The sequence below is a fragment of the Mucilaginibacter sp. P4_E8 genome (genome assembly GCF_056401495.1).
Genome location: NZ_JBFUJG010000241.1, coordinates 1 through 4,569, shown reverse-complemented (window position 1 = coordinate 4,569; position 4,569 = coordinate 1). Strand labels below are relative to the sequence as shown.

4 protein-coding genes and 1 pseudogene are annotated in these 4,569 nt (G+C 42.0%); all 5 read right to left on the bottom strand.

Features of this window, described 5'->3' with window-relative positions; translation table 11 throughout:
- Positions 1-264: 264 nt before the first annotated feature.
- Positions 265-1,701 (bottom strand): Glu/Leu/Phe/Val family dehydrogenase, encoded by a 1,437-nt coding sequence (locus tag AC1DRQ_RS29600; RefSeq protein WP_429395897.1) that lies wholly within the window; start codon positions 1,699-1,701, stop codon positions 265-267.
- A gap of 152 nt (positions 1,702-1,853) precedes the next feature.
- Complete coding sequence (locus tag AC1DRQ_RS29595; RefSeq protein ID WP_429395894.1) at positions 1,854-2,063, bottom strand: CcmD family protein; 210 nt, start codon at positions 2,061-2,063, stop codon at positions 1,854-1,856.
- Complete coding sequence (ccsA, locus tag AC1DRQ_RS29590; RefSeq protein WP_477429431.1) at positions 2,063-2,734, bottom strand: cytochrome c biogenesis protein CcsA; 672 nt, start codon at positions 2,732-2,734, stop codon at positions 2,063-2,065. Before ccsA ends, AC1DRQ_RS29595 begins: the two co-directional genes overlap by 1 nt.
- A 196-nt stretch (positions 2,735-2,930) precedes the next feature.
- Positions 2,931-4,121 carry a carboxypeptidase-like regulatory domain-containing protein gene (locus tag AC1DRQ_RS29585; protein WP_477429428.1) on the bottom strand — a complete coding sequence of 397 codons (1,191 nt, stop codon included), beginning with the start codon at positions 4,119-4,121 and terminating at the stop codon, positions 2,931-2,933.
- Positions 4,122-4,321: 200 nt separating this feature from the next.
- Positions 4,322-4,569, bottom strand: a pseudogene (locus AC1DRQ_RS29580) (heme exporter protein CcmB); the annotation flags it as partial.

The following is a 4,569-nucleotide window of genomic DNA, read 5'->3' as shown; positions in this document are numbered from 1 at the left end:
ATCAATACCTTACTAATGAGCCTTCCAAACTCTAATTTCTATTTGATGTCACAGTTTAAAACAAGCGGTAAGGGATTTAATCGAGGCATAGGCCTTTAAGCCTGGCAATGACGATAATGAACCCTTACCGTTGTTAACTTTTTCCACAAAAATCAAGGTTATTAACAAAGAAAAAGAAGCAAAAAGAAAGCTTCAACAATAATAATAACCTATATTATTTTGTTGAAGCTAATCTAAAGGCAATGACGTACTTTTCTTTTTTATTTACGGCCAGATACCTAAGTTTTGGTAAGATACGGCAATTTTATTGATGGCTCCTACCATGGCTGCGCTGCGCAGGGTATCTATTTTAGGATTGTTTTTGTATGTCTCCCTGATCTCGTGGTATGAGCGGATCATGGTATCTTCCAGTCCCGAGTTTACCAGCTCCAGCTCTGACGCGCCTTTGATAATGGTGGAGCGCTGCATTGATGTTAACGACGTACCGGTTATCCCTTCTACCATGTTTACCAGGTTAAGGTTGGAGTTTTCTTCAAAACGCCTGTTCATACGGCCAAATGCCACATGGCTCAGATTTTTAAGCCACTCAAAGTAGGACACGGTTACACCACCAGCATTAGCATACATATCCGGGATGATGAGGCCGCCGTTTGCATAAAATATAGCTTCGGCCTCTGGCGAGGTTGGACCATTCGCACCTTCGGCAATGATCCTGGCCTGAATATTACGGATATTATCCTCGGTGATCTGATTTTCTAAGGCTGCCGGAACCAGGATATCACATGGCTGCTCCAGGCCTTCCATGGTGTTCTTAAATTCACGCAGGGCGCCAGCGTAACCTAAAATAGATCCGGTTGCTTTACGGTGCTGAAAAACAGCCTCTACATCCAACCCGTCTTCATTATATATTGCGCCTTCAAACTCACAAAGACCAACAATTACAGCACCAAACTCTGCTAAAAACTTAGCCGAATAATAGCCTACATTACCTAATCCCTGTACAATTACTTTTTTGCCTGATATGCCGGGCAATAAGCCAATTTTCTGCATATCCTCACCAACGCTTACACACTCGCGGATAGCAATGGCCACACCACGACCAGTAGCTTCACGACGACCGGCTATACCATGCAGGGCAATAGGTTTACCTGTTACCGCGCCCATAGCATCCAGCTGACCGGGGTTCATGGTAGCATAGGTATCAGCAATCCAGCTCATTTCACGCTCGCCCGATCCATAATCAGGTGCAGGTACGTCAATGCTGGGGCCAATAAAGTTTTTCTTGATCAGTTCAACGGTGTAGCGGCGGGTAATGTTCTCCAGCTCGCTTACGTTGTAACTTTTAGGGTTAATTTTAATACCGCCTTTGGCGCCGCCAAAAGGTACATTAACAATGGCACATTTGTAGGTCATTAAAGCAGCCAATGCCATCACTTCATCCTCGTTCACCATTTCGCTGTAGCGTATACCGCCTTTTGTTGGCGATTGGTGGTGCGAGTGCTCCACACGCCAGGCATCAATTACCTCAAAACCATCGCCCCGGCGAATTGGGAAACGGAAACGGTAAACACTGTTACATGATTTGATCTGGTCTAACAAACCTGCATCATGTTTTGTAAATTGTGCAGCGTAATCAAAGTTTTTACATACGTCGCCAAAGAAGTGTGTATCCTGTTCAGCAACTAAAATATTCGTATTCATAATTGTTATATAAATATTAAACTCTTAAAAAAGTACKCAAATTTGATGCTATTTTTATCAATATTGCAAATAATTTATAGTTAGTGTATCAGATACACCTGGCAACAACCGTACGAAAACCATGTTTAAACAATATAGGTAAATTTTTTAGACTACTTTTCCTTTTCGATTTTTTTTAATCTTTTATCGATCGAGAATAAGTAAAATGCCAATCCGGCAAAAATTATCACTATAGTAACCACAACAACATATATTTTGCCCGAACTGCGCAATACATCGGCCATTTCAACAGGCTGACTTTGTTGTGCAAAAGCGGTAGCAAAACTTAATATCAACAATAATAAAACTGTAAACTTCTTCATTAAATTTCGTTCTTTTTATATTCAATTAAACGGATGCGGTAACGTACCGAAGCTATCCAGATAGCCATAAAGCTCCAGGCTATAAATGCGGGGTACAGTACCATACGCATACGGTTATCAAGGTCAAGCTTACCAAAAGCGGGGTTACCACCATTGCCGGGGTGTAATGAATCCGTCATTCGGGGCAGCACCATGATCAGCACAATCATTACCGGGAAAGCAAAAATGTTATAGATGGCTGATATTTTGGCCCGCTTTTGCTCCTCATCAATAGAGTTGCGCAATACCGAGTAAGCACAATACAGCAAAAAGGCTATAGCTGCACTGTTTTGTTTGGGATCATTGCTCCAAAATTCGCCCCAGGTATATTTGGCCCAAAGCATTCCGGTTATTAATCCTAATACGAAGAAGAACAGGCCAGTGTTGGCGCATTCAACCGCTATAAGGTCATATTCCTCTTTGCCCGTATTTAAATATTTTATGCTGTAAATAACCGATATGGCAAAAACCGTAAACATCGCTATCCACATGGGTACGTGGAAGTATGTATTTCTAATTGTTTCGTGAACTATGGGCAGGTGTGGCACATCCAGCAACATGCCCGCAATCAGCGTGTAAAAAATCACAATTACCGCTAATACCTTCCACCAGGTTTGATAAATAAACTTCATATTGTTGATGCGCAAAGGTAGTTCATTTGTTCATTAGTTCAATGGTTCATTTATATTAGTTCATAGGTTCACTTGTTCATTGGTTCATTGGGGAATGATGTATCAGTATACATTAAAATGCAACCGACAGCTATCAAATACAATGAAAAACCAGACAAGACTAATGAACCAATGAACAAGTGAACTAATGACCCAATCAGTCCCCCGGCTCATAGTCAACCGGCAGCAGATCTGCAAGTTTGGCTTTGGACCAGGTACCTTCGTAAAGCGGACTTGGGTTTGAGATCACTATACCATTCATATCAAATAAAATATAGTTGTTATACAGGGTAATAATACTGGTTTCAAAGTTCCCCATATCAAGCGGGCGATAAACATCCTTAAATTCGGTAGTTTCTTCTTTTTTGGTATATACTACATATAAAAAGTGTGGAAAAACAACCGCATATATCCCCTGTTGGGGTGTTTTGCGCAATATTTCGAACGATTGATAAGGTATGCGTACCAGGTTTTCACGGTTCCATTTGGTGAGGTTGGATAGCTTGTACCAGTTCATCAGTGAGTCGCGGTTGGGGGTGATATCCCTGAACCTTTTAATTTTCTGTGCCAGCAGCGCTTCATCCGGGCGCTCATGGTTTATGAAACGCGTAAAATCATGCGCCTCAAACCCTTCCTCCTTTAACTTATCTTTATACAACGATCTATAAAAATGCTGGGCCGAGCCGTAATATGCTTGTTCCCGTTTCAGTTTCCATATCTTTTTTTGCTCCACCGAACCGGGCAATTCCTCAAAAAGCGCCTTACCGGCGTATTGAATGGTATGCTCAATAGCATCGCTCACAAAGTTTTTTAGCAAAAATTTGGTACGATAACCCAGTGCCCTGTTCTCCACCACCAAAAACTCATCACCCGATGCTTCCAGTTGTTGCTTGTTGCGGTGGTATATCAGGTTCAGGATATGTGGGTTCAGTACCTTACATAGCTTTGAATTTTCGGTAGTACCAATAAAATCGCGCCTAAACTGTTCGTAGTTCTTTTTCCAGTCGGCAGCACTGCTGATCACTACTTCACGCAGCATCAATACCTTTTGGGTTAGCTCGATGTTCAGTTTCAGCGGGGCGCCCCCTACCTGTATGGTTTGCGAATAATCTTCATAGCCCACAGTAGTAACCACCAACTCGTATTGGCCGGGTTTAACACCACCAAGTGTAAATGAACCATCATCTGCAGTTACCGAGCCATAGGTAGCATTGCTTAAAAATACGCTGGCCCTGGTTACCGGGTTCTTGCCGTTGGCATTTACTACCTTACCGGTAATAGTTGTATTTTGAGCCAGTGCAATAAACGGGCATAAAATAAAAGCAAGGATAATCCAGTATGACCGCATCAATTAAAAATACTACAATATTTTTTCAAGGTACTAAAAAACACATTTTTTATGAACGCTTGATGAAATTGTGAATCTATTTATTGTATTTTTTCTGTTGCGGGGTTCGGGGAGTGAGTGACGGGTGCGAATATGTTTAAAGTTCCTTTCCACCAGGAGCCGCTGTTTATACTCAAATTTTATGCTCCGTTGGGAGCGGTTTAATCGCGCCACAAATAGGGAAAAAGCAAAAGCGAAGTAGCAATTACAATGGCATTTATGGCAAACAAAACGCCAATATTGCCCAGGCTCAGGCTCCTGTCAATCCCATCCATAGCGTTTTTGCTCAGGCGGATGAGTACCAAGATAACCGGTATAATAACCGGGAAGCTTAATATAGCCATCAGCGTACCGTTGTTACCCGCTTTTGATGCTATGGCCGATATCATGGTAAAAACGGTTGAAAAAC